The organism is Nostoc sp. PCC 7107 (genome assembly GCF_000316625.1).
Taxonomy (GTDB): Bacteria; Cyanobacteriota; Cyanobacteriia; order Cyanobacteriales; family Nostocaceae; genus Nostoc_B.
Map to the genome: position 1 here is coordinate 4,531,859 of NC_019676.1, position 22,851 is coordinate 4,554,709.

The window sequence follows — 22,851 nt, forward strand, 5'->3', positions numbered from 1 at the left end:
TCTTTAGGAGTAAAATTGACAGTTATATAACTAAGAATGCTGTTACTCAGTCAACTTTATTGGTAGATTTTGATCATCTGAGCTATTTGTATAGTGCTAGAGGTTAAACTATCGAACACCCAGCAGCTTGGGTTTATGTTTGCGTCAAATTTATGCTTTGAAAGAGGTAAGATAAAGGCTATACATGAGGAACTAGTTCCCCGCTATTAGCTAATTTATGATTTAAGAGTTGCTATAATCTATTGTTCAATCTAAATTCATTGCTATATATTAGGTGTAAATTTTTATGGGTTCCCCTATGAATCGTCTGTCTATTTTTGTAGACGGAAATAATATGTTCTATGCTCAACAAAAAAATGGCTGGTTTTTTGACCCACGGCGAGTATTAGAATATTTCAAACATGAGCAATCAGAAACAACTTTGATAAATGCCTTCTGGTACACTGGCTTAAAAGACCCTCAAGATCAACGAGGTTTCCGAGATGCTCTTATCAGTCTAGGATATACAGTCCGAACGAAAATTCTTAAAGAATATTATGATGACACTTCCGGTCGCTATTCACAAAAAGCTAATTTAGATATAGAAATTGTTGTAGATATGTTTAATACTGTAGACCAGTACGACCGAGTAGTTTTATTTAGTGGTGATGGGGATTTTGAAAGAGCTATTGAATTATTACGATCTAAAAATACACATATTACGGTAGTATCTACAGAAGGGATGATCGCTAGAGAACTGCGTAATGCTACGGACAGATATATAGATTTGAACGATATAAGAGACCAAATAGAAAAAGTAGATGGTCAAGTGCCTTAGCAATAATTATTTACAAAAATAAGAGTAAAACAACTAAGGTTACAAATATTTAAAATAAAAGAACTACACCTATACCAAAAACCAAAAAGATGAATAAACCAGAGCGAATTATCATTTTTGATACTACACTCCGAGATGGTGAACAGTGTCCAGGCGCAACACTGAATATAGATGAAAAGCTGGCGATCGCCAAACAACTAGCCCGCTTAGGTGTGGATATAATTGAAGCTGGTTTTGCTTTTGCGAGTCCAGGAGATTTTGAAGCAGTTAGCAAAATAGCCCAAACTGTGGGTACAGAAGAAGGCCCAGTAATTTGTAGTTTGGCTAGAGCTAGACACGATGATATTAAAACAGCAGCAGCAGCAATTAAAGGTGCAGCACGGGGCAGAATTCATACATTTATTGCTACTTCTGATATTCACCTGCAATACAAACTGAAAAAAACGAAGTCAGAAGTCATAGCGATCGCTGAAGAAATGGTCGCCTATGCCAAAAGTTTTACCGATGATGTGGAATTTTCTCCTGAAGATGCGGGACGTTCTGATCCAGAATTCTTGTATCAAGTATTAGAACGAGCGATCGCCGCTGGCGCAACTACTGTTAATATACCTGATACTGTTGGTTACACAACTCCCAGCGAATTTGGCGGACTAATTAAAGGCATTAAAGAAAATGTCCCGAACATTGATCAAGCAATTATCTCGGTTCACGGACATAACGATTTAGGTTTGGCAGTTGCTAACTTTTTAGAAGCAGTCAAAAATGGCGCACGCCAATTAGAATGCACCATCAATGGTATTGGCGAACGTGCCGGAAATGCGGCCTTAGAAGAATTAGTTATGGCCTTACATGTCCGCCGTCAATATTTCAATCCCTTCCTCGGAAGACCAGTTGAATCTGAAGAACCATTAACTAATATTGACACCCGACAAATTTATAAAACCTCCCGTCAAGTTTCGAGTTTGACAGGAATGCTGGTACAACCAAATAAAGCAATTGTCGGCGCAAATGCCTTCGCTCATGAATCTGGTATCCACCAAGATGGGGTATTAAAAAATAAGCTGACCTACGAAATTATGGATGCCCAATTGATTGGGTTAACAGACAATCAAATTGTTCTGGGCAAACATTCCGGTAGAAATGCTTTTCGCACCCGCTTGAAAGAATTGGGTTTTGAATTATCAGAAACCGAATTAAACAAAGCCTTCGTTAGATTTAAAGAAGTTGCTGACAAAAAGAAAGAAATTTCTGATTGGGATTTGGAAGCAATTGTCAATGATGAAATTCAACAAGCACCCGATTTATTCCGTGTGGAATTGGTGCAAGTTTCCTGCGGTAGCAACGCCCGTCCCACTGCTACAGTTACCCTCCGCACCCCCAATGGCGAAGAATTAACCGATGCAGCCATTGGTACTGGGCCAGTAGATGCAGTTTATAAAGCGATTAACCGTGTAGTAAACGTACCAAATCAGTTAATTGAATTTTCTGTGCAGTCAGTAACTGGCGGGATTGATGCAATTGGGGAAGTAACGATTCGTCTGCGCTATGAATCAAGAGTGTTTTCGGGTCATGCAGCCAACACAGACATCATAGTTGCGTCCGCGCAAGCTTATGTTAATGCGTTAAACCGCCTTTACGCATCCTTGCAAACTAAAGAAAAGCAAGAAGAAGTTACTGCATAAAAGGTGAAGAGTTTCACCAAAGAGTGTGGGGTGTAAGTGAGCAAAACCCTTACACCCTTACTCTGTTGTAGGATAAAAGTAAACTTTTGAGGCGATGATTCCACGTTTGACAGTTCCTCCCTTGGAAAATGGCGATCGCTTAACGCGCTTTGAATTTGAAAAGCGTTACAATGCCATGCCAAAGCTGAATTAATTGAAGGAACTGTTTATGTGGTCTTACCTCTGCGTTACTCGCGAGTGATATGCAACAGGTATTAACTCTATTACAGACAGGGCTGAACTCTACTGAACATCAAGCATTTGTACAGCAGTTGGCCCAAGTAATGCAATCAAACAGATCAGTTTAAATGAAATTTTATAAATATCATGCGCTGGGTAACGACTATCTCGTAATTAATCCCCAAGATTTATCGTCTCCTTTAACTCCTGAACAAATCAAAATAATTTGTCATCGAAATTTTGGCATTGGTTCTGATGGTATCTTGTTGGGGCCATTACCATCAACAAAAGCACAGTTTGGATTACGCATCTTCAATCCAGACGGAAGTGAAGCAGAAAAAAGTGGTAATGGACTGCGGATTTTTTCACGCTACTTATGGGATGAAGGTTTAGTTAACGAAGTAGCATTTTCCATAGAAACCCCAGGCGGAGTAGTGGAATCACTGATCAAAGATGCAGAGAAAACAGTTCAGGTAGAAATGGGAAAAGTCAGCTTTTGGAGTAATGATATCCCAGTAGTTGGCGATCGCCGAGAAGTCATTCAAGAACAAATCAGCCTTGACGGTGAAGCTTTTACCTTCTGTGCAGCGACGATTGGCAATCCCCACTGTGTTATTCCTTTAACTGAGGTTAATTCTGCGATCGCCACAAAATATGGCCCAATATTAGAAATTCATCCCCTTTTCCCAAATCGCACTAATGTTCAATTCATGCAAGTTCTCAATCGCAACACCATCAAAATTGAAATTTGGGAAAGAGGTGCTGGCTACACATTAGCTTCAGGTAGTAGTAGCAGTGCTGCGGCGGCTGTTGCCCATAAACTTGGTTTATGTGATTCTACAATTACCGTACAAATGCCTGGCGGAAAAATTTTAATTCAAATTAACGACGACTTTAATATCTCAATGACAGGTTCAGTCACGAAAGTTGCCCAAGGAGAATTATCAGCAGAAATATTTACAATAGAAACTGTCAGCAATAATTGAGAAAATTACAATTCTTGTATGTATCACATTATCCTACTAAACAAGTTTTTTTACTCTTTGCGCCTTTGCGTGAAACAAAAAATATTGTTCTCCAACATTAGTCTAAAAATTTTATTTACTGTAACTAAAATGGGCTTCAAATTTTTGCACAATAAAATAATAGTAAAATTACTGAAGCCCATGCAAAATAGCAGCAGTTATATTCATTATAACCTCATATTCAATGTGGAAAAACCAGGGCGCATCTACTATTTCTCAATATGAATCAACCCGTAACAACATCTTGGCAGGATGTTCGTGCAGCCTTCCAAAAAATCTGGGGTTACGATGATTTTCGTTCACCGCAGGGAGAAATAATCAGCACTTTATTAACACAAAAAGATGCTCTGATTATCATGCCAACAGGCGGAGGTAAATCAATTTGTTTTCAATTACCAGCATTATTACAAACAGGATTAACATTAGTAGTTTCTCCCTTGGTAGCACTGATGGAAAACCAAGTAGAAGAACTACGTCAACGCAATCTGAGTGCAGCACTTTTGCATAGTGAATTACCTTCATCTCAACGCCGTGCAACGCTGCAAGCACTAGAAAAACAAAAATTGCGCTTACTTTATCTATCACCAGAGACTTTATTAAGTCCGCCGGTTTGGGAAAGATTATCTCAGCCACAATTGCAAATCAACGCCTTAATTCTTGATGAGGCACATTGTTTAGTGCAATGGGGAGAAACATTTCGACCAGCTTACCGCAGATTAGGGGCGGTGCGCCCAGCTTTACTCAAATCAAAACCACCGGGAACGAAAATCAGTATTGCGGCTTTTACTGCAACCGCAGACCCATTAGCCCAAAATATTATTCAAACAGTTTTACAATTACACAAACCGGAAATTTTTCGTCTTAATCCTTATCGTCCTAATTTACATCCTAGTGTTAGTATCGCTTGGACACCACGAGGCAGAAAACAACAGTTACTCCAGTTTATCGAAAAGCGATCGCCACAAGCAGGCTTAATTTATGTTCGCACCCGTCGAGATAGTGAAGATTTAGCCGCATGGTTAACTCAGATAGGTTACGCTACAGCCAGTTATCATGCTGGCTTAGGTGCAAGTGAACGCCGTGCAGTCGAAGCCAGTTGGTTAGGTGGTAAAATCCCCTTTGTCGTTTGTACCTGCGCCTTTGGGATGGGGATAAATAAGCCTGATGTGCGTTGGGTTATCCACTATCACGCCCCACATTTGCTATCTGAATATGTGCAAGAAATTGGCCGTGCTGGCCGAGATGGTAAACCAGCCGAAGCACTAACATTAGTGAGTGAACCGACAGGATGGTTAGATTCCGGAGATAAACAAAGACAACAGTTTTTTGCTGATAAAATGCGATCGCAACTCCAAACAGCACAACAATTAGTCAAAAAATTGCCAAAACAAGGCGAAGTCAACGCAGTTACGCGCCAATTTCCCGATGCGGCTGTCGCACTTGCATTACTCCACAGCAGCGGACAACTAAACTGGCTTGATCCTTTCCATTATTCTATTAATTCAAAAGTGCAAAAACAGCCACCAACACAATTACAAGCTGTCAAACAAATACAACAATATTTAACAACAAAACAATGTCGTTGGCAGTTTTTATTAAATGCCTTTGGTTTCACTCAAGAAGCTAGTAACTGGCGTTGTGGACATTGCGATAATTGTAGTTAATAGTTCATCTGATGACGCTTAATGCTGAAGTAAGATATTTGAATCTGTAGCCAATATTCCAAGTAATTCAAAACTAATTTAACACTCGGTGCATCATGATAGAGCAAGCAGCGATAAATTTTCATCTTCATAAAATAATTTGATCGCGCTGAACTCCCGACGCAGCAAATTCTCAATTTCTAATGTCGAACAGTTTCCCAGTCGAAACCAAATGACTTTTGGTGGATTCCCAAATACTAAGCTCAGATCGTGCATATCAGCATCTTTTGAGACAATCATCAAATCATTGTCTTTTGCGTAATCCCAAACTATTGGATCGATTGTTGCTTTCATGCCCACATCTCGAACGTGAAGCGAGTTTGGGAAAAGATCGCTCAAACGGTTTGGTAATTTAGGCGACAGGTTTTCATCAAGAAGTAGTTTCATGCAGATAATGGCGTAGCCATAAACCGACGCTCACGATCAGCAGCATATGCAATGCAAGCCTTTAAATCTTCTCGCGTCAGATCGGGGAAATCATCAAGAATTTCTGCTTCAGTCATATCAGAGGCTAGATACTCAAGCACTTCATAGACTGTAATACGCAAGCCACGGACACAAGGTTTACCGCCGCGTTTCTCAGGCTCAATTGTGATGATATCTCGGTAATTCATAGATTTTCACAGTCGTTAGTTGCAATCATTCGTATATTTTACCGAAATAAAGAAACTTGCAAACATCTTCCAACTAGGATTCTGCTCTTCATAAGTTCCTGGTTGTGCTGTGAAGCATTCGAGTGCAGCGGATAAGAAACTGGGTATGTCACCATTTTTCCATCCCAATGCGCCATCCACAATATGGGCATTGGGGTGTTTATTTTCAATCTCTTGCGCTCGTTCTCGTTCCTTTACTAATGCTTGGACAAATTTAATGAAAGTTTGCTTGTCTGTAACTTGTTCAAGTAAATCGTCTGGGCTAACCATTATTTTTGCTGCCTTTCTAAAACTGCCGTAAAAACCGCAAATCGCTGGCGTAAAGACGGCGGATATCATCGATTTGGTGTAACACCATTGCAAAGCGTTCCACACCAAAACCAGCAGCAAATCCCGTGTAAACCTCTGGGTCATAGCCTACAGATTTCATGACATTTGGATCAACCATGCCGCAACCCATTACTTCCAACCAACGTCCGTTCCACTGTAAATCAACTTCAGCCGAAGGTTCGGTAAACGGGAAGTAACTAGCACGGAAGCGAATTGGCAAGTCACCAAACATCGCTTGCAAAAACATTTTAATTGTGCCTTTGAGATCGGTAAAAGTTAGCCCCTCATCAATGGCTAAAAGTTCTATTTGATGGAAAACTGCCGAGTGCGTTGCGTCTACATTATCGCGCCGATAAACTCGTCCTGGAGCCACAACTCTAATTGGTGGTTCCTCTTTTTCCATATAACGGATTTGCACTGAGGAGGTGTGAGTCCGCAATAAATTACCATCTGGCAAATAAAATGTATCCTGCATATCACGGGCGGGATGGTCGGGTGGAGTATTCAGGGCTTCAAAATTGTAATAGTCGGTTTCCATTTCCGGCCCTTGGGCTACGGTGTAACCCATACCGACAAAAATATCCAGCGCTCGGTCGATAATGCCGTTGAGGGGATGAATGCGACCTTGAGGGCGGAAAATTCCTGGCATCGTCACATCAAGGGTTTCGGCTTCAAGCAGTGCCTGAATTTGCGCGGCTTCCAAAGTAGCACGTTGTTTATCTAGACTAGTTTGCAGGGACTCTTTAACTGTATTGGCGATCGCGCCAATTTTAGGGCGTTCCTCTGCACTCATCTGCCCCATACTGCGTAACAACGCCCCTAGTTGCCCTTTTTTACCCAGATAATTCACTCTGAGTTCCTCCAGACGTTCTAGGGTATCAGCAGCAGCGATCGCATTTTCTCCTTCCTGCTGTAATGCTAAAAGTTGAGTCTCTAAATTGCTAGTCATTAGTTAATAGTCAATATTCAATGGTCAATAGTCAATGGTCAATAGCAAGCAGCTTGAACAAAGGACAAATAAATTGATTTCTTTCTACCAGTTTAGAGGCGATCGCGCTTGGGAGGATTTTTTCTTTTGTATTTGTGATGTCAAACATTGACAATTGACTCTTAACTGTTGACTATTGACTATTGACTATTAACTAATGACCTATGAGATTACTCATTAGTAATGATGACGGTATTTTTGCTTTGGGTGTTCGTACCCTAGCCAATTGCTTGGTAGAAGCCGGCCATGATGTAACTGTAGTTTGTCCCGATCGAGAGCGATCGGCTACCGGACATGGACTTACCTTACACCAGCCAATTCGCGCTGAAATTGTTGAATCCATGTTTCATCCCGCAATTAAAGCTTGGGCTTGCGATGGCACACCTTCCGATTGTGTAAAATTAGCACTCTGGGCTTTATTAGATTCGCCTCCAGACTTGGTGCTTTCTGGTATTAACCAAGGTGCCAATTTAGGAACGGAAATTCTCTATTCCGGTACTGTTTCAGCAGCGATGGAAGGTGTGATAGAAGGTATTTCCAGCATTGCTTTCAGCCTGACTAGTCATCTCTACAAAGACTTTCAACCTGCCGCTAAGTTTGCCAAAATTTTGGTTGAGCAACTAGCAGCCAAACCTCTACCAGATTTAATGTTGCTGAATGTTAATGTGCCTGCGGTGAAGTGGTCAGAAATTGCTGGAGTCACTTTTACTAGACAAGGAGTTAGGCGCTATGTTGATGTATTTGATAAGCGCATCGATCCCCGTGGTAAAACCTATTACTGGTTAACCGGAGAAGTTTTAGAAGATGTAGAACCCCCAATCGATGTAAATTTACCGCAAAATATCCCCATTGATGTGCATGTAATCAAGAAAAACCACATCAGTATTACGCCGTTGCAATACAACCTCACCTATGCAACAGGACTGGATAAATTGTCCCACTGGGAAATTCCTTTAACATAAGTATTATTATATACATTCAATCTATAAATAACTACATAATGAGATTCATCCAGCAACTGGGAAAAATAAGTATGAGCATCTTAACTTACTGCTTACTATCTCCAGTTTCCTGCCTTTAGCATTTTTCTTACCAGTTAAATGCGTCACAGAAAAATTTAGGTTATAAAGTAGGAGCGTTTTGATATTACTGATACATATAATGTGGGAACAATTAAGGTAACTCTTTTGCAGTATTTCTTGTACATTTACAAAATCTACTCCAAACAAGGTATGCTGTTTTACCAAGAAAAACATTCTCTACCAAATGTGGTAAAACAGCATAGACTTAACCAAACAAGTAACATTTCTGTTCTTGATCGCCCGCTCAGTCCAGCAAACAACACCCATGTCTAGGATAGAGAACCAATTTACCGTACAATTTTGGGGTGTTCGTGGCAGCATCCCCAGTCCAGGGCCACACACTGTCCGCTATGGCGGTAATACCCCTTGCATTGAGATGCAAGCGGGCGGTAAACGCTTAATTTTCGATGGTGGTACAGGGCTGCATGTTTTGGGACAATCTTTATTGCGCCAAATGCCCATAGAAGCTCATCTGTTGTTCACTCATTCCCACTGGGATCACATGCAGGGGTTTCCCTTTTTTGTGCCTGGGTTTGTCAGAGGGAATAATTTTCATATTTATGGTGCGATCGCTCCTGATGGTTCAACTATCGAGCAACGCCTCAACGACCAGATGCTTCACCCTAATTTCCCTGTGCCGTTGCAGATTATGCAAGCTAACTTGCATTTTCATGATGTCAAACCAGGGCAACCCATTCACATTAATGACATTACCATAGAAACGGCATCGCTGAATCATCCAGGTGAAGCAGTAGGCTATCGAGTTAACTGGCGTGGTGGTGCTGCTGTATATATCACCGATACGGAACATTTTCCGGACAGGCTGGATGAAAACGTTCTTTGGCTATCTCGCAATGCGGACATCCTCATCTACGATTGTACATACACTGACGAGGAATATTATTCGCCAAAGTCACCGAAAATTGGCTGGGGACATTCCACCTGGCAAGAAGCAGTGAAAATTGCTAAAGCGGCTAATGTCAAGACATTGGTAATCTTCCACCATGATCCGGCTCATGATGATGACTTTTTGGATGCTGTAGGAGAAGAAGCAGCTAAGGAATTTCCCGGCGCGATTATGGCACGGGAAAGAATGGTGCTGCAAGTTTCTACATCTGTTCCATTATCAGAATCTTTTCCTGTTAGTAAATTGTCTGGGTGAAGTTGTCTGTCAAGCAATTGTAGATTTTAGATTAGATTGGTGATCAAGAGCTATAAGCGCGAGATTTTACCTCATGAGAACACTGGTAAAACTGGAGGACAAAGGTGTAAGTTCATTAAAGTTACAACTTGTACATCAAGAACTTACCCATAAAAACGCAAAATCAAAGGCTTGGGTAGTTCAGGAGTATTAGGTGTTCACAATCCTTATACCCTGATCATACCTACACCTGCATACAGCTTGTCTTTCTTTCATTGGTGTTTCATCAGGTTGCTTGTGACTCATGGCTAAATAAACCTCAAATTCCAGAATCTACGTGCTAAATTTGTCTCAAAATGGATGTTCTGTGTGGGTTGCGTCTTCAACCGCATCGGTTCTCAGGCCAACTAATGTTGCGCTGGGCAAATTTGATGGCGTACATCTTGGCCATCAAAAGGTAATTCAGCCGATTCTACAACCATCACCGAACAAAGATGAGGGAAGTGGAAGATTTGGAGATGATGCCAATCAACCCCCAACACCAGAACTGACATACTCAACAGTTGTCACTTTTCGTCCCCATCCACAGGAATTTTTTACAGGGACACCCCGTACTTGGTTGACACCACTGGATGAAAAAGTTCAACAATTGCGATCGCTTGGGGTTGAACAGCTAGTACTATTACCCTTCGATAAGGAATTATCAGCTTTATCTCCTGAAGATTTTGTCGATAAAATTCTCGTCCAACAATTACAATGTCAGCGAATTAGTGTTGGGCAAGATTTTTGTTTTGGCAAACAACGCCAAGGTACTGCTAAAGATTTACGATTACTCGCGGCCAAGTACAATATTCCCGTTACTATTGTTCCATTACAAACTCATACAGATAATCTCTCCGACAGTGGATTTGTCAGCCTACCTCCCATTAGCACTTCCCTGATTCGCCAGTGTCTCGAAAGCGGCGATATTAAAAGCGCCAATTTATGCCTAGGAAGACCTTACACTCTCTTCGGTGTTGTTATTCAAGGTCAACAACTAGGTAGAACAATTGGTTTTCCTACTGCTAATCTCCAAATACCTGGCGATAAATTTTTACCCCGCCAAGGTGTTTACGCTGTCAGGGTATCTATTTTGCGTGATATACCAGATGCAACTACACCACATTTGATTTTGGGAGTTATGAACATCGGTAATCGCCCTACCGTCAACGGTACGAATTCATCTGTGGAAGTACATCTGTTTGATTGGTCTGGGGATTTATACGGTCAGCAATTGGCTGTACAACTCATCGAATTTTTACGCCCAGAACAGAAATTTGCCTCTTTAGAAGCCCTGAAAACCCAGATTCAGCAAGACTCTACCATTGCTCGGAAAATTTTGAGTGGAGAATGCTAACTTCTGGTGTTGAAGTGGGAATACTGAAAATCAGGGAGTGGGGAATAAGGCATAGGTTATTCTCCATTCCAGTTCCTAATCGCCCATTCCTCAATTATTCTGTGGTGCATGAGAGAACAAATTGAAGCTTTAACCCAAAATCTAGCTCATACCATTGTCGGCAAAACCGAGGCAATTCGTTTGGTATTAGTAGCCTTATTAAGTGGTGGTCATGCGTTATTGGAAGATGTTCCTGGAGTTGGTAAGACGCTACTGGCTAAATCTTTGGCGCGTTCCCTAGATGGTAAGTTTCAACGACTGCAATGCACTCCTGATTTACTACCCACAGATATTACTGGGACTAATATTTGGAACCCAAAAACTGGTGAATTTACCTTTCTTCCTGGGCCAGTGTTTGCCAACGTACTTCTAGCTGATGAAATTAACCGCGCTACACCCCGCACCCAGTCAGCTTTACTGGAAGTAATGGAAGAAAGTCAGGTGACAGTCGATGGTGTTTCTCGTACAGTTCCTCAGCCATTTTTTGTAATTGCTACCCAGAACCCAATTGAGTATCAAGGTACTTTCCCGTTACCTGAAGCGCAGATGGATAGATTTATGTTGTCCTTGAGTTTAGGTTATCCTTCCGCACAAGAAGAATTACAAATGCTGCAAAATCTTCAACAAAGGGCAAATGTAACCCAATTGCAGCCGTGTATTAGCTTGGCAGAATTACAACAACTACGTCAAATCTGCTCCAAGGTAAAGGTAGAATCTTCTTTGCAAGAGTACATCTTAGAATTGGTACGCGCAACGCGCCATGATGAAGAAATTACTTTGGGTGTCAGTCCGCGCGGAACTGTAGCATTACAAAAAGCTACTCAAGCTTTAGCATTTATTTCTGGGCGTGATTATGCGATTCCCGATGATATAAAATTTCTTGTGCCTTACGTTCTCTGCCATCGCCTCATTCCCAGAGGAGGACGTAATTCTAGAACGATTGTAGAAAGATTATTGCGATCGCTGCCTATTCCCTAACTCAAGTTACAATACACTTCGATTCCCTTACGCTGCTTGGATTTGCCCGTGTTAGGATCACCAACAAATAAGGTGAATAGCAATGAAAGCGATCGAAGTAACTGGCAAAATTGACTCTGAAGGAAACTTAATTTTAGATCAGCCGATTCGGGAAATCACTTATCCTTATCAAGTGCGGGTGATTGTGTTAGTTCCAGAACCCACAGCAGCAGAAGAAATTGATCCTGATGATACACCCGTTGAAGAAATTAAAGCCAGCTTAAGGAGGGCTTTACAGCAAGCTAAAACGGGTCAAACTAGACCAATTAGTGAGCTATGGGACAGGATTGATGCAGAGTAATAATCCGGTGTCAATGAGGTTCTCAGATGAGTTTGAGGAGCAACTTTACAAACTCTCAAAAAGATTTCGCAATATTCGTTCTGATGTGCAACCAATTATTGAGGAACTACAGCAAGGAAATATAGTCGGAGACGGAATTGGGCGTATTGGTGAGGAGTACGTTGTTTATAAGGTGAGAGTTCGCAATAGTAATATTCAAAAAGGTAAAAGTGCTGGATATCGCTTAATTTATCAACTTGAGTCACCTACAAGTATTTTGTTACTCACAATTTATGCCAAATCTGACCGAGAAGATATTGGTGCAAATGAAATTCGAGATATTGTAGCTAATTTTGATAGTGAAGAAAGCTAAAACTTGATAAATTACCAACAAAAAACCCCGCATTGAAGCGGGGCTTTTTGTTGACAGTTATCTCAAGATTTGCAACTTCTTAGAATGTGAAGGTTGTTCTGAGAGTACCGATGAATGCGTCGTCATTGTTGTCGTTCTGGCCAGGAGAAGACAACCAGATTACACCAGGAGTGATGGAAATGTTATCAGAGACGCGATATTTGTAGAAGCCTTCAACTTGAAATGGTAGATCGTTGTTACCGCCTGATACTGAGGTTCGACCAATAGCATAAGGTTGAACGCCACCAAAAATACCGAGAACGTTTCCTCTCTTACCAAAGTCAGGTAGTGCTATACCAGCACCATAGCTCCAAACTTCTTTGTCATCACCTACACCAAAGCCGGTGACATCGCTGTAAGAGATAAAGCCACTGATGGAGAGTTTTTCGCTGGGTCTAAATGCTGCTGACAGACCGAAGGAATTTGATGAAGATGCGTTTGGCAGATTATTGGCGAAGCTAGTGCCTACAACACCTGCGCCGGTTGTTCCACCAGCTAGTGTCAGACCTTCACCATTATCAAATAACGCACTACCTGCACCATTATAACTGTGAACGTAGGTAGCAGCGACAGCTACGCGATCGCCAATCCCAAAGTTCAATTGTCCCAAAGCAGAGTAGTTACCGTTAAACAGACCTTCACCAGAAGTTGGACTATCAGCTTCAGATGCTAAGTAACCTACGGTGATAGAACTGGGCTTGATAATACTGCCACCTTGGCCAAAAGGTATGTTAAAGGCGATACCTGCGCCACCACCAATGCGGTAAATGGGGTTTTCGGAGGAGAAGGTGGACAATGCACCGTTACCACCGTCAGTTTTGTCAAAGAAGTAGGGGTTGTTAACAGCAGCGTAGTGGCTGTGTTTACCACCAGCAGCAGCTAAGTAAACTTGCACCGGGCCAAGGGGAGCTTCGTAAGTTAGGCGGTCTACTTCTACGCCGTTGTTACGGTCTTCGTTACCGCCTACATTAAAGGTTTGAGTAGCTTCTGAACTACCGATAGCAGCATTATTGCGGTCTGTTAAATTAAAAGCACTTGAGTTACTAGCTGTCAAACGAGTAGTCAACACGTCTCTACCGGTGAAGCTAGTTTGCAAGCCTAGGCGGACTCTGTCTTGGAAGACAGTGTTATTGTTATTCCCGCTGTTATCGCCAAATACATCGCTAACAGCAAAAATTGCTTCACCAACGAGTTTGGTTGTGGTTGAGAATTGATTAGCTTCTAATTCAGCAGTGCGTGCTTCTAAAGCATCTACACGACCACGCAAGGTTGCTAATTCAGCGGAAAATTCTTCTTGTAACCGCTGTAAAGTTGCTAAATCTTGTTTGGTTACTAAATCAGCTGTTGCTGTTGCAATCAATTCGTTTACCCGATCCAAACAAGCGTTCAAACCAGCAGCGAATTCATAACGGGTGAGAGCGCGATTACCACGGTAAGTACCGTTAGGATAACCAGCAATACAACCGTAACGCTCTACCAAGGACTGTAATGCTTGGAATGCCCAGTCTGTGGGTTGTACGTCAGAAAACTGGGAGACTGAAGTTACTTGAGACAGCGAATTGCTGGTTTTGCCTTCGTTGCTGTAACGGTTAACTTGGTCTAAAACTTTGCTGTCGTTGTTAGTAGGAGCCGCTTGTGCCAAAATTTCTGGCTGGGTAACTTCTACTGCAACGGTTTTTTCAGTTGTTGAAACTTCTGCACTGGCATTAGGAGCTGCAATCGCTGTTGCTGAAACGAGTAGGGTTGCTCCTAAGACTGCCGGGCTAACCACGAGTGATTTCCACAAGAGATTAGACATTTTTACTTTTCTCCTCACACCTTGTATAGACAATTGTTTCGTGACACCTTTTCTCAAAAATACGATATTTTTTGGAATTTCGTTAATGAGCTACAGTGAGACTATTACAATTTTAGTTTTTGCAAAGGCAACATCTGCTTAACTTAATGTTAAAAATTGATGTAATTAACTTATGCAAAAACATACCTTTATATCTTATTATTATAGAGCATTAGCCGTAGATGACAAGCTATGTGCGATCGCCTCCTAAACTGTCACAATCAAACTTCTATCTTTTCTGGGCAAGAGTAGGGTTGAGAGCATTTAAATTTCCCATGCACCTCCACTACAGAAGTTTATATTACCCAATTGTAGCTGGGCAAAGCAATCGCTTTAAACGATTTGAGAAATTATAGCTGCTAGGTCAAAGTCTTTTTTGGTTAACCCACCTGCATCATGAGTGGTGAGTGTAATTTTGACTTTATTATAAGAAATTTCTATGTCTGGATGATGTCCTGCTGATTCAGATGGTTCCACTAATTTATTCACGAATGCAATTGCTGCAACAAAATCTTTAAATTTACGTAGAGTCTGTAACTTGCTACTCTCTATAGTCCAATCTGATAAACCATCTGCACGTTCTTGAATTTCTGCTCCAGTCAGTAGTTGTGCCATACCACAAAAATCTTAATTTATATTGTATATCTTATGTGAATGCAGATGCGATCGCATCTGTAATTTTTTGATGCCCTACATTTCTTGTATGAAGTGCTGAGTTTGTACTAGCTTCAGCAATAATTGTGAACAGTGCAGGAGAATCTGAATGAGCTTTTGTTAAATAGAGCAAAGCTTTGATTAAATGATCATCTGAATTTTTCTGCTCAAGCTCTTTGAGTACATCATAATTATTTCTGGCAGCTAGAGCTAATTGGTGATATTCAGTGATGGGCGTGAGGAATCTGAGAATATTTTCGGTGACACTCCCAACTATATCAGTGGATTCAAAAGCGATCGCATGACCATGACTCATTTCATCTAAAGCTTTCACCTGTGCATGATCAGCGGCTGCATTTGCTGCGGCAGACAAAACCTTACTGAGGTTAGGATTTGTGTTTGTAGCATTGACTAAAAATCCTAAGCATTTACAGTAAAAATCTCTTAGATGACTGGCGGAAGTTTTTTTTGCTTCCTGCACATTACCATTTTTATATTGTTCTAATGCCTGACACTGCCATTCATTACTCGGTTCACTCAGAACCTCAAAAATTACATTTATTGCGATTTGGACGTTGGGTGTAGTAGTGGTAGTCATACGTTGCTACTTTTTAACCAATCGTGACTTTATTTAAAGTTTCAAATCTAGAGTTGACATATTCAAAATAATTTTAGGAGCCTTTGCGATCAAAATTACCCATAAAAAACTATCCGCTCTGATTTAGGTCTGTTGACCTAATATCAGAGCGGTCTAGCGGGTCTTCAGGTTGCAACCAGACTGCCGGGAGGAACTCCCAGGCTTGCCTAGTCAATTGAGATAACTTAAGTTTCTCAACTAACTAAAGCTAACTTTAGAGAACAGCCCCGGCGCACAGCCGGCTAACTGCAACCTGACGACCCATGCGTTTACTACTTTCTATCATGGGCATCACCTCCTTGTTGCCTAAACGGACTTAGTTTCAATAAGGCAGAGTAATCACTCTGGGCTTTAACCTGGAATCAATATAACACATTAATTTTAGAAAGATATACGCCATATAAAAAATCCCCCGCCCAAGAGCGGAGGATAAATCAAAAATCACTGAATAACGAATGATTCCATCCAAAATTCAGGAAAATTAGAGAGCGTTACCACGAGGCAATACCTCCTCAGGGAATATAAATTGTTCGTGAGGCTGATCTTGAGGAGCCATCCAAGCGCGGATACCCTCGTTCAGCAAAATGTTTTTGGTATAGAAAGTTTCAAATTCTGGATCTTCGGCTGCCCGCAATTCTTGGGAGACGAAGTCATAAGCCCGCAGGTTGAGAGCTAAACCGACAATGCCAACCGCACTCATCCACAAACCTGTGACTGGTACAAACAACATGAAGAAGTGCAACCAGCGTTTGTTGGAGAAAGCAATCCCGAAAATCTGTGACCAGAATCGGTTTGCTGTCACCATTGAATAGGTTTCTTCTGATTGGGTGGGGTTGAAGGCGCGGAAGGTGTTAGCTGCTTCACCGTCTTCAAACAAGGTGTTTTCGACTGTGGCACCATGAATTGCACACAATAGCGCTCCACCAAGTACACCTGCTACTCCCATCATGTGGAAGGGGTTGAGTGTCCAGTTGTGGAACCCTTGTAAGAACAACAAGAACCGGAAGATGGCAGCAACACCAAAGCTGGGTGCAAAGAACCAAGACGATTGTCCCAAGGGGTACATCAGGAAGACGCTGACGAATACCGCGATTGGTGCTGAGAATGCTAAGGCGTTGTATGGACGGATGCCTACTAGTCGCGCAATTTCAAATTGCCGCAACATGAAGCCGATTAAGCCAAAGGCTCCGTGTAGTGCTACGAATGGCCATAATCCACCTAACTGAATCCAACGGGTGAAGTCCCCTTGCGCTTCTGGCCCCCACAACAGCAATAGGGAGTGTCCCATGCTGTCTGCTGGTGTTGATACTGCTACTGTCAGGAAGTTGCAGCCTTCGAGATAGGATGATGCTAATCCGTGGGTGTACCACGAGGTGACGAAGGTTGTACCGGTTAACCAACCGCCTAGTGCTAGGAAGGCGCAGGGGAATAATAATATTCCTGACCAACCTACGAATACGAAGCGATCGCGCTTTAACCAGTCGTCTAGTACGTCAAACCACCCTCTTCTACTGGGGGCGCGTCCTACTGCGATGGTCATGAGAGTGAATCTCCAAATATTTTCTTATAAGTACAGTTCTGCTTGCAGGCTCTTTTGTAGCAGCCTCTTCAATGCAGGTTTTTAACTGGTTTGTCAATCCAGTTTACAATTTTTTACTGACTCTAATAATTCTAGGTGAAAATCGTTAATTTTTCCAGGGGATTCTGAATCAAATTTAATCTTGGGAAAGTTAGGGAGTGGAAAGTCGGGAGTCGGGAGTTGGGTTTGAGGAAATTTTCTTAGTTCCAGAATTCTCTAATTTGAATTTTATGTTCTAGGCTTTAACCCCCAATCCTTAATCCTCGAACGCTAAAATGGGTGCTACAGCTATTTTTGATTAATCCTAAATGTTTACCATTGACATCAGTGTAAGAAACACCGCTTTCCCTATATCTGTACAGCGTAAGTCAACAGAGGATGCTGAGGCTGTCTATCAGCTAATTTTGGCAGCGATGCGCTCTGGCAATCCTGATATTGTGGAACTCAAGTGTGAAGGTAAGACAGAGAAGAAAATCGCTGTCCGTGCTAGTGAAATTTCTGGGGTACAGATTATTCAGAAAGATGGTGTCAATACTAGTAGTGGCAGACCACCTGGCTTTTTTGCCGTGGCTGGGGAGTAAGGTGTAGCAATGGCAGAAGTGGGCATTCAAGTCAAAAACTTAAATTTCAGTTGGCCAAATGGTGAGATAGCCGTTAAGTCTTGCTCTCTAGAAGTCCCCAAAGGTGAATTTTGGATGCTTTTGGGTACGAATGGCAGTGGCAAATCAACTCTACTCCGACTACTTGCGGGACTGTTACCACCTCAGTCTGGTGAAATTGGTATTTTACCTCCTGTGGGTTTTGTGTTCCAAAATCCTGATCATCAATTGGTAATGCCAACAGTTGGTGCAGATGTGGCTTTTGGTCTGGTGGAAGAAAAATTGCCGCCTGCTATGGTTAGAGCCAGGGTTGAGGAAGCTTTAGGGGCGGTGAATTTGCTGCAACTGCAATTACGCCCTATATATGCTTTGAGTGGAGGACAGAAACAGCGTGTGGCAATTGCAGGTGCGATCGCTCGTCACTGTGAAATCTTATTATTAGATGAACCCACAGCTTTACTCGATCCTGATAGCCAACTAGATTTAGTGGCTGGTGTCCACCGCCTAGTCAAAAGTCGAGGTATTACAGCTTTATGGGTGACTCATCGCCTAGATGAGTTGAATTACTGCGATGGTGCTTTCTTACTAGACCAAGGCTCTTTAGTTGATTGGGGTGAACCTCAACGCCTCAAACAACGATTAATGACAGTGAATGATGAATTACCCTAAATGCTGAAGCTAATTCATCAATAATTATTAACATTTACAGCGCGTCTTAATTAAAGGCGCGTTTATATTTTTTATCCAAGAGAATAGGTTATGGGGAGGAGTAAAAACGCCAGTAACAAAAGGGTTTTCAGCCTCTCAATTAATTGATGAAATTTTCCCCTCTGCTACTCTTCTTCTTAAATTGGCAGCTTTTTCTAGTTTAATTTTGTAATCTCTTCGCATTATTTTGTGATTTGTAACATAGTGTTACAGGTAATGCTTCAATTACTATAAAAGTTATGAATGGATTGTGTTAACTCTCTTAAATTGTGATTAAAAACCATGCCCCGTTCTTCAGCCCCAGCCGTTCTATTAGTGGACGGCTACAACATAATTGGCGCTTGGCCTTGTCTGAAAAACACCCGTGATAGCGCTGGCTTAGAGGCAGCACGAGGAGAACTGGTCGAAGCAATGATCGGTTACAGTTCTTTTCAAGGTTATGAAACGCAAATAGTTTTCGATGCCCAATATCATAACGCCTCTAGTAATCGGGAAGTAATTACAGAACTTGTTTCAGTTTATTACACTGATTTTGGGCAAACAGCAGATACTTACATCGAAAAATTTTGTGCCTCTTTGCGTCCACAAATTGCTGCTTCTCGTGTTTCACGCATGATTGTGGCTACTTCAGACAGAGCGCAACAATTGGTGGTACAAGGGTACGGGGCAGAATGGTTATCAGCACAACAACTGTGTAATGCTGTGGAAACGACAGTTTGTCGAGTACGTCAAAAATATCAAACTCGCAAAAAATCAAATAGTAGATTTTTAGCTAGTGCTATTGATGATAAAGCGCGGCAAAAGTTGGCTGCATTACGAATGAGATTGCAGTAACTGTTGCTATCCAAAACTTTCTAATCTGCCTCTAGAAAGGGTTATTGGGAAAAATCATCGAAAACATTAGGGTTGGGAAAAAAGTTGGCGAAGGTACTTGCTATTTCTTAGTGACTACGCTAACATTAGAAAATGTGAGAGACAGCATTCCTCAGTAGCTCAGTGGTAGAGCGATCGACTGTTAATCGATTGGTCGCTGGTTCGAATCCGGCCTGGGGAGTTTTTAAAAGTGTGAACGACAAAGTATGAAGTATGAAAAATTGGGTTTCAAACTTCAGCCTTCATATTATCAAGAGCTATGGTCACTTGATGACAATGTAGTTTTTCTTAATCATGGTTCTTATGGTGCGTGTCCGAAAGCTGTATTAGAAGAGCAACAGATTTTGCGATCGCAGTTGGAACAAGACCCAGTAAACTTTTTTGGCAGAAAGTGGGAACCACTGTTAGACAACGCCAGAAGTAAGTTAGCAGCTTTTATTAATGCTGATATCCAGGATTTAGTATTTGTCCCGAATGCTACAACAGGTGTGAATTCAGTGTTGCGTTCTCTGACTTTTTCACCTGATGACGAAATTCTGACAACTAACCATGAGTACAACGCTTGCCGTAATGCTTTAAACTTTATTGCAAGTAGCACTGGTGCAAAAGTAGTCGTAGCCAAGATTCCTTTCCCTTTAGAGTCGCCACAGCAAATAATTGCCGCAGTATTAGAGAAAGTTTCAGCCAACACCAAATTAGCACTACTAGATCACATAACTAGCCAGACAGGATTAATCTTTCCGATGCAGCAGCTAGTGAAAGAGTTGCAGGCGCGGGGTGTTGACACATTAATAGATGGCGCTCATGCACCAGGAATGATTTCCCTTAATATCCAAGAGATTGGTGCAACTTACTATAGCGGGAATTGCCATAAATGGCTTTCTGCACCTAAAGGCGCAGCATTTTTGTATGTGCGGCGGGATAAACAACCAGAAATTCATCCATTAACAATTAGCCACGGTGCTAATTCACCACGTACTGATAAAAGCCGCTTTCAATTGGAATTTGACTGGACAGGTACAGATGATCCTACAGCTTATATGTGCGTACCGGAAGCGATCGCTTTTATGAGTTCTCTGTTACCTGGTGCTTGGCTAGAATTAATGCAGCGAAACCATCAACTAGTTTTACAAGCAAGACAGCTACTTTGTACAGAGTTAGAAGTACAACCACCTTGTCCAGAAGAGATGATTGGTTCTATGGCTGTTGTACCCATACCTGTCAGTTTGGCAAATCGTGGTCATATCTGGCTACATGACGAATTATTTGATCAATTTGGCATTCAAGTACAAGTAGTGCCTTGGCAGGAATCACCGCGAATGCTCATCAGGATTTCAGCACAGATTTACAATACTTTAGAGCAATATCAGTTTTTGGCAACAGCACTTAAAAGTCTAGGAAAAAACGAACATAGTTGACACTAACTTTTTCACAGTATCTTCTATGTTCGCCAAAATCTTGCCCGTTATGATTTATTAGCCCAAATTTCACAATCGATTTAAGATTTTTCAGCAGCTATCTTTTGTCTCTTGAACACTGCTGCACCTGTTATGGTAGCTAAGAATATCGCGCCAAGGGTACTAGGTTCTGGAACAGATTGAGAAGTACCTACTTTGATTTGAAAAGCGAGATTAGAACGACTAGGCGCAGTACCTACCCAGCTAAATGCTGTTTTACCAGTTAGTGTAAAGGGAGTAGAAATACCAGCAAGATGAAGATAATCTAGATCCGCAGTAGTATTTGTACTTGCTGATCCTAAGCTTCCTAAAGCTGTATTATTAAAGGTCAGATTAGTTAAAGAAACAGCGTTTTGAAGGTTATTACCACTACCTTTATTAGCAAAGGTGCGGAAAAAGATATCTGTAACAGCGCCGTTGAACTCTTGCGTCATTAATTGGTAAGTTTGGTTGGCATCAAAAACTTTGTAAGTTACTTTGCTACCCGTATATTCCAAACTAAAATCCCAGATTTTGCCATTACCCCAAACTAAATCGCTTTTAGCAACAGGTTGTCCAGCATTAACGATGGCTCTTACATCTCTATTAATTCCTAATTCTCGCTCATTGTTGCCGCCAAATCCATTGTTACCAATTCGACCTTCCGCAACGAACAATTCCTGGAAATCTCCTTTATCTAGAAGCAAGTTAAAATCTGTGTCATCAAAATCTGCGTCAGCATCTTGGGATGTCAGAGGAACAAGTGTTACAGCTTTTGCTGAGTTGGGTAATATGAATAATCCCAGCGCAACTAATCCTAAAGTCAACAATAATTGACCATTATCTTTAGATTTGCTTAAAAGTGGCATAATTTCTCCAAAAAGCAGCTATTATTCGTTAATTATCGACAAGTGGGTAATCTACACTTGTTTAATTTGGGTTAATTTTTTACTTAGTACAAAAATCTAGTCCTAATAAATTTCCCAGCCTTCCTGTTTACTCATATTTTGATGAGCAAAGTAGATTTGATACTCGTACTATCGCTATATGTGAGTTTGTTTTTTCAGCGTAAAACAGACTCACATATACTGTCGATAAGTAGTGAGCGATTTTGACAGAAACTTTATATAAGATAAAATTTTAACTAACTAGCTAGTTATACTTACGTATATAATTTACAGAGTAGTACATCTTTGAGCGTTAATAAACTGAAATCTTTGACTTAACGAGCAAAATACCTATTTATATTGCACACAACCAAAACTTGTATGCCAACTCCTGGTGGTGAAAATCAGCCAATATGGTTGCAAACAGGGCTTGGTTAGAGTTCTGTGATCTTCCTGATGGAATGTGAACTTAACCTTAAACTAAATTTCTTTCTGTAAAACAGAATACTATTTGCCAAACTTTCCGGATACACATTCAGAAACTGAGTAGCAGTGGATATGAGAGTTCACAATAAATATCTGCTATGCGTGTTACATTTTCACTTCTAGTTTCTGGTTTGGTGTTCGGTTCTTTGGTTTTTAACGGTTCAGACAAGTTCAATCGCTCACATACACTGATTGGTGACGCAGGAGGAAAAATGTTGTTATCGGCAAAGCCTAAACCTAAACCTAAATCTAATGAGCCAGAAAATCCCACTCCTCATCGTGGTAGTGGTCGCAGAGATTTAATTGAATCTCTCAACAATGCTTTTCCTGTTGCCTAGAACTTGTTCTGGCTAAAATAAGCTTGTGGCGAA

Annotated in this window: 24 protein-coding genes, 1 tRNA gene and 1 pseudogene; 17 read left to right on the forward strand and 9 right to left on the reverse strand. The window is 41.3% G+C overall.

Going from position 1 to position 22,851, the window contains the following annotated elements; translation table 11 throughout:
• The first annotated feature begins 286 nt into the window (after positions 1–286).
• The 5 genes and pseudogenes from NOS7107_RS19320 (at position 287) to NOS7107_RS19335 (ending at position 5,407) form a co-directional block, all read left to right on the forward strand.
• Positions 287–817 carry an NYN domain-containing protein gene (locus NOS7107_RS19320; protein ID WP_015114631.1) on the forward strand — a complete coding sequence of 177 codons (531 nt, stop codon included), beginning with the start codon at positions 287–289 and terminating at the stop codon, positions 815–817.
• A gap of 89 nt (positions 818–906) precedes the next feature.
• Positions 907–2,499 (forward strand): 2-isopropylmalate synthase, encoded by a 1,593-nt coding sequence (locus NOS7107_RS19325; protein ID WP_015114632.1) that lies wholly within the window; start codon positions 907–909, stop codon positions 2,497–2,499.
• A gap of 94 nt (positions 2,500–2,593) precedes the next feature.
• Positions 2,594–2,727: pseudogene (locus NOS7107_RS28705) on the forward strand (Uma2 family endonuclease); the annotation flags it as partial.
• Positions 2,728–2,846: 119 nt separating this feature from the next.
• On the forward strand, positions 2,847–3,704 hold the full coding sequence (gene dapF, locus NOS7107_RS19330; RefSeq protein ID WP_015114633.1) for a diaminopimelate epimerase: 858 nt from the start codon (positions 2,847–2,849) through the stop codon (positions 3,702–3,704).
• Between the two features lie 260 nt (positions 3,705–3,964).
• Entirely contained in the window at positions 3,965–5,407 is a 1,443-nt protein-coding gene (locus tag NOS7107_RS19335; protein ID WP_015114634.1) for an ATP-dependent DNA helicase RecQ, read from the forward strand.
• Between the two features lie 93 nt (positions 5,408–5,500).
• Here NOS7107_RS19335 and NOS7107_RS19340 read toward each other — a convergent pair whose 3' ends face one another.
• The 4 genes from NOS7107_RS19340 to pheS are packed head-to-tail and all read right to left on the reverse strand — an operon-like array spanning position 5,501 to position 7,378.
• Positions 5,501–5,833: a DUF5615 family PIN-like protein gene (locus tag NOS7107_RS19340; protein WP_015114635.1), complete on the reverse strand. Its 333-nt coding sequence runs from the start codon at positions 5,831–5,833 to the stop codon at positions 5,501–5,503.
• Entirely contained in the window at positions 5,830–6,060 is a 231-nt protein-coding gene (locus NOS7107_RS19345) for a DUF433 domain-containing protein (RefSeq protein ID WP_015114636.1), read from the reverse strand. Before NOS7107_RS19345 ends, NOS7107_RS19340 begins: the two co-directional genes overlap by 4 nt.
• A 15-nt stretch (positions 6,061–6,075) precedes the next feature.
• On the reverse strand, positions 6,076–6,369 hold the full coding sequence (locus NOS7107_RS19350; protein WP_015114637.1) for a hypothetical protein: 294 nt from the start codon (positions 6,367–6,369) through the stop codon (positions 6,076–6,078).
• Between the two features lie 16 nt (positions 6,370–6,385).
• Positions 6,386–7,378, reverse strand: a complete 993-nt coding sequence (pheS, locus tag NOS7107_RS19355; RefSeq protein WP_015114638.1) for a phenylalanine--tRNA ligase subunit alpha — start codon at positions 7,376–7,378, stop codon at positions 6,386–6,388.
• A gap of 203 nt (positions 7,379–7,581) precedes the next feature.
• Here pheS and surE point away from each other — a divergent pair, with 203 nt between their 5' ends.
• The 6 genes from surE (at position 7,582) to NOS7107_RS19385 (ending at position 12,745) form a co-directional block, all read left to right on the forward strand.
• Positions 7,582–8,379 (forward strand): 5'/3'-nucleotidase SurE, encoded by a 798-nt coding sequence (surE, locus tag NOS7107_RS19360; protein WP_015114639.1) that lies wholly within the window; start codon positions 7,582–7,584, stop codon positions 8,377–8,379.
• A 385-nt stretch (positions 8,380–8,764) separates the two neighbouring features.
• Positions 8,765–9,661: an MBL fold metallo-hydrolase gene (locus tag NOS7107_RS19365; RefSeq protein WP_015114640.1), complete on the forward strand. Its 897-nt coding sequence runs from the start codon at positions 8,765–8,767 to the stop codon at positions 9,659–9,661.
• A 316-nt stretch (positions 9,662–9,977) separates the two neighbouring features.
• Positions 9,978–11,036 (forward strand): bifunctional riboflavin kinase/FAD synthetase, encoded by a 1,059-nt coding sequence (locus NOS7107_RS19370; RefSeq protein ID WP_044500159.1) that lies wholly within the window; start codon positions 9,978–9,980, stop codon positions 11,034–11,036.
• Between the two features lie 108 nt (positions 11,037–11,144).
• A complete protein-coding gene (locus NOS7107_RS19375) occupies positions 11,145–12,053 on the forward strand; it encodes a MoxR family ATPase (protein ID WP_015114642.1) in 909 nt (302 codons plus the stop codon).
• 82 nt (positions 12,054–12,135) lie between these two features.
• On the forward strand, positions 12,136–12,393 hold the full coding sequence (locus tag NOS7107_RS19380; protein ID WP_015114643.1) for a hypothetical protein: 258 nt from the start codon (positions 12,136–12,138) through the stop codon (positions 12,391–12,393).
• Positions 12,394–12,406: 13 nt separating this feature from the next.
• The gene (locus NOS7107_RS19385) at positions 12,407–12,745 is read left to right on the forward strand and encodes a type II toxin-antitoxin system RelE/ParE family toxin (RefSeq protein ID WP_253274460.1); all 339 of its coding nucleotides are present in this window, start codon (positions 12,407–12,409) and stop codon (positions 12,743–12,745) included.
• Between the two features lie 79 nt (positions 12,746–12,824).
• On the opposite strand, the gene NOS7107_RS19390 is transcribed toward NOS7107_RS19385, so the two are convergent.
• The 4 genes from NOS7107_RS19390 to psbD form a co-directional block, all read right to left on the reverse strand.
• The gene (locus NOS7107_RS19390) at positions 12,825–14,582 is read right to left on the reverse strand and encodes an iron uptake porin (RefSeq protein ID WP_015114645.1); all 1,758 of its coding nucleotides are present in this window, start codon (positions 14,580–14,582) and stop codon (positions 12,825–12,827) included.
• A gap of 372 nt (positions 14,583–14,954) precedes the next feature.
• Positions 14,955–15,236, reverse strand: a complete 282-nt coding sequence (locus tag NOS7107_RS19395) for a 4a-hydroxytetrahydrobiopterin dehydratase (RefSeq protein ID WP_015114646.1) — start codon at positions 15,234–15,236, stop codon at positions 14,955–14,957.
• Between the two features lie 31 nt (positions 15,237–15,267).
• Positions 15,268–15,873 carry a hypothetical protein gene (locus tag NOS7107_RS19400; RefSeq protein WP_015114647.1) on the reverse strand — a complete coding sequence of 202 codons (606 nt, stop codon included), beginning with the start codon at positions 15,871–15,873 and terminating at the stop codon, positions 15,268–15,270.
• A 520-nt stretch (positions 15,874–16,393) separates the two neighbouring features.
• Positions 16,394–17,452: a photosystem II D2 protein (photosystem q(a) protein) gene (gene psbD / locus NOS7107_RS19405; protein WP_015113285.1), complete on the reverse strand. Its 1,059-nt coding sequence runs from the start codon at positions 17,450–17,452 to the stop codon at positions 16,394–16,396.
• 347 nt (positions 17,453–17,799) lie between these two features.
• On the opposite strand from psbD, the gene NOS7107_RS19410 reads away from it, so the two are divergent.
• The 5 genes from NOS7107_RS19410 to NOS7107_RS19430 all read left to right on the forward strand — a co-directional run bounded on the left by NOS7107_RS19410 (position 17,800) and on the right by NOS7107_RS19430 (position 21,089).
• Positions 17,800–18,072: a hypothetical protein gene (locus NOS7107_RS19410; RefSeq protein WP_015114648.1), complete on the forward strand. Its 273-nt coding sequence runs from the start codon at positions 17,800–17,802 to the stop codon at positions 18,070–18,072.
• Positions 18,073–18,081: 9 nt separating this feature from the next.
• Positions 18,082–18,759 (forward strand): ABC transporter ATP-binding protein, encoded by a 678-nt coding sequence (locus NOS7107_RS19415; RefSeq protein WP_015114649.1) that lies wholly within the window; start codon positions 18,082–18,084, stop codon positions 18,757–18,759.
• A 321-nt stretch (positions 18,760–19,080) separates the two neighbouring features.
• Positions 19,081–19,632, forward strand: coding sequence for an NYN domain-containing protein (locus NOS7107_RS19420; RefSeq protein ID WP_015114650.1), 552 nt, complete (start codon positions 19,081–19,083; stop codon positions 19,630–19,632).
• 148 nt (positions 19,633–19,780) lie between these two features.
• Positions 19,781–19,852: transfer RNA gene (locus NOS7107_RS19425), tRNA-Asn, on the forward strand.
• A 25-nt stretch (positions 19,853–19,877) separates the two neighbouring features.
• Positions 19,878–21,089 carry an aminotransferase class V-fold PLP-dependent enzyme gene (locus NOS7107_RS19430; RefSeq protein WP_015114651.1) on the forward strand — a complete coding sequence of 404 codons (1,212 nt, stop codon included), beginning with the start codon at positions 19,878–19,880 and terminating at the stop codon, positions 21,087–21,089.
• 80 nt (positions 21,090–21,169) lie between these two features.
• Here NOS7107_RS19430 and NOS7107_RS19435 read toward each other — a convergent pair whose 3' ends face one another.
• The gene (locus NOS7107_RS19435; protein ID WP_015114652.1) at positions 21,170–21,976 is read right to left on the reverse strand and encodes a choice-of-anchor W domain-containing protein; all 807 of its coding nucleotides are present in this window, start codon (positions 21,974–21,976) and stop codon (positions 21,170–21,172) included.
• 602 nt (positions 21,977–22,578) lie between these two features.
• On the opposite strand from NOS7107_RS19435, the gene NOS7107_RS19440 reads away from it, so the two are divergent.
• On the forward strand, positions 22,579–22,818 hold the full coding sequence (locus NOS7107_RS19440) for a hypothetical protein (RefSeq protein ID WP_015114653.1): 240 nt from the start codon (positions 22,579–22,581) through the stop codon (positions 22,816–22,818).
• Positions 22,819–22,851 lie beyond the last annotated feature (33 nt).

Bases quoted from the DNA above. Each gene is read 5' to 3' on its own strand.
- NOS7107_RS19320 (WP_015114631.1), top strand. From the start codon at position 287: ATGGGTTCCCCTATGAATCGTCTGTCTATTTTTGTAGACGGAAATAAT.
- NOS7107_RS19325 (WP_015114632.1), top strand. From the start codon at position 907: ATGAATAAACCAGAGCGAATTATCATTTTTGATACTACACTCCGAGAT.
- dapF (WP_015114633.1), top strand. From the start codon at position 2,847: ATGAAATTTTATAAATATCATGCGCTGGGTAACGACTATCTCGTAATT.
- NOS7107_RS19335 (WP_015114634.1), top strand. From the start codon at position 3,965: ATGAATCAACCCGTAACAACATCTTGGCAGGATGTTCGTGCAGCCTTC.
- NOS7107_RS19340 (WP_015114635.1), bottom strand. From the start codon at position 5,833: ATGAAACTACTTCTTGATGAAAACCTGTCGCCTAAATTACCAAACCGT.
- NOS7107_RS19345 (WP_015114636.1), bottom strand. From the start codon at position 6,060: ATGAATTACCGAGATATCATCACAATTGAGCCTGAGAAACGCGGCGGT.
- NOS7107_RS19350 (WP_015114637.1), bottom strand. From the start codon at position 6,369: ATGGTTAGCCCAGACGATTTACTTGAACAAGTTACAGACAAGCAAACT.
- pheS (WP_015114638.1), bottom strand. From the start codon at position 7,378: ATGACTAGCAATTTAGAGACTCAACTTTTAGCATTACAGCAGGAAGGA.
- surE (WP_015114639.1), top strand. From the start codon at position 7,582: ATGAGATTACTCATTAGTAATGATGACGGTATTTTTGCTTTGGGTGTT.
- NOS7107_RS19365 (WP_015114640.1), top strand. From the start codon at position 8,765: ATGTCTAGGATAGAGAACCAATTTACCGTACAATTTTGGGGTGTTCGT.
- NOS7107_RS19375 (WP_015114642.1), top strand. From the start codon at position 11,145: ATGAGAGAACAAATTGAAGCTTTAACCCAAAATCTAGCTCATACCATT.
- NOS7107_RS19380 (WP_015114643.1), top strand. From the start codon at position 12,136: ATGAAAGCGATCGAAGTAACTGGCAAAATTGACTCTGAAGGAAACTTA.
- NOS7107_RS19385 (WP_253274460.1), top strand. From the start codon at position 12,407: ATGAGGTTCTCAGATGAGTTTGAGGAGCAACTTTACAAACTCTCAAAA.
- NOS7107_RS19390 (WP_015114645.1), bottom strand. From the start codon at position 14,582: ATGTCTAATCTCTTGTGGAAATCACTCGTGGTTAGCCCGGCAGTCTTA.
- NOS7107_RS19395 (WP_015114646.1), bottom strand. From the start codon at position 15,236: ATGGCACAACTACTGACTGGAGCAGAAATTCAAGAACGTGCAGATGGT.
- NOS7107_RS19400 (WP_015114647.1), bottom strand. From the start codon at position 15,873: ATGACTACCACTACTACACCCAACGTCCAAATCGCAATAAATGTAATT.
- psbD (WP_015113285.1), bottom strand. From the start codon at position 17,452: ATGACCATCGCAGTAGGACGCGCCCCCAGTAGAAGAGGGTGGTTTGAC.
- NOS7107_RS19410 (WP_015114648.1), top strand. From the start codon at position 17,800: ATGTTTACCATTGACATCAGTGTAAGAAACACCGCTTTCCCTATATCT.
- NOS7107_RS19415 (WP_015114649.1), top strand. From the start codon at position 18,082: ATGGCAGAAGTGGGCATTCAAGTCAAAAACTTAAATTTCAGTTGGCCA.
- NOS7107_RS19420 (WP_015114650.1), top strand. From the start codon at position 19,081: ATGCCCCGTTCTTCAGCCCCAGCCGTTCTATTAGTGGACGGCTACAAC.
- NOS7107_RS19430 (WP_015114651.1), top strand. From the start codon at position 19,878: ATGAAGTATGAAAAATTGGGTTTCAAACTTCAGCCTTCATATTATCAA.
- NOS7107_RS19435 (WP_015114652.1), bottom strand. From the start codon at position 21,976: ATGCCACTTTTAAGCAAATCTAAAGATAATGGTCAATTATTGTTGACT.
- NOS7107_RS19440 (WP_015114653.1), top strand. From the start codon at position 22,579: ATGCGTGTTACATTTTCACTTCTAGTTTCTGGTTTGGTGTTCGGTTCT.